Raw genomic sequence first — 611 nt, 5'->3', positions numbered from 1 at the left:
GCCACCGCGGCCTCCAGGTCCCCGCTCATGCCCGCCGACAGCGACACCGCGCCCGGGTGCGCGGCGCGCACCCGCTCGGCCGCGCGCGCCAGCGCCTCGAAGGCGCGCGCGGGGTCCGCCCCGCGCGGGGCCACGGCCATCAGGCCCGCCAGCCGCAACGCGCCGGCGGCGGCCACGTCGTCGGCCACCCGCAGCACCTCGTCGCCGGCGGCGCCGCCGCGCGCGGGGTCCACCGGCGCCCCCAGCGCGGCCGCCAGGTCCACCTGCACGAAGCAGTCCAGCGCGCGGCCGGCGTCCGAGGCCGCCGCGGACAGTGCCCGCGCGAGGCGGGCGCGGTCCACGGAGTGCACCGCGGAGGCGTACCGGGCCACCGAGCGGCACTTGTTCGTCTGCAGCTGGCCGACGAAGTGCCAGCGCAGGCCGGGGTGCTCCCCGGCCAGCTCGGCGGCCTTGGCCGAGGCCTCCTGGTCGCGGCTCTCGCCCACGTCGCGCACGCCCAGGCCCACCAGGGCGCGCACGTCGGCGGCCGGGAAGAACTTCGTGACGACCACCACGGTCAGCGCGCCGGGGTCGCGGCCGGCCGCGGCGGCCGCGGCGCCCACGCGCTCGCG

1 protein-coding gene is annotated in these 611 nt (G+C 81.3%); it reads right to left on the bottom strand.

Annotated elements, in window-relative coordinates:
• Positions 1-611: YggS family pyridoxal phosphate-dependent enzyme (locus GTR00_RS22235; RefSeq protein WP_166613642.1), on the bottom strand; the 611-nt coding region annotated here is incomplete at both ends.

Source organism: Kineococcus indalonis, assembly GCF_009906395.1.
Lineage (GTDB): Bacteria > Actinomycetota > Actinomycetes > Actinomycetales > Kineococcaceae > Kineococcus > Kineococcus indalonis.
This window is presented reverse-complemented; position numbering and strand designations above follow the sequence as displayed.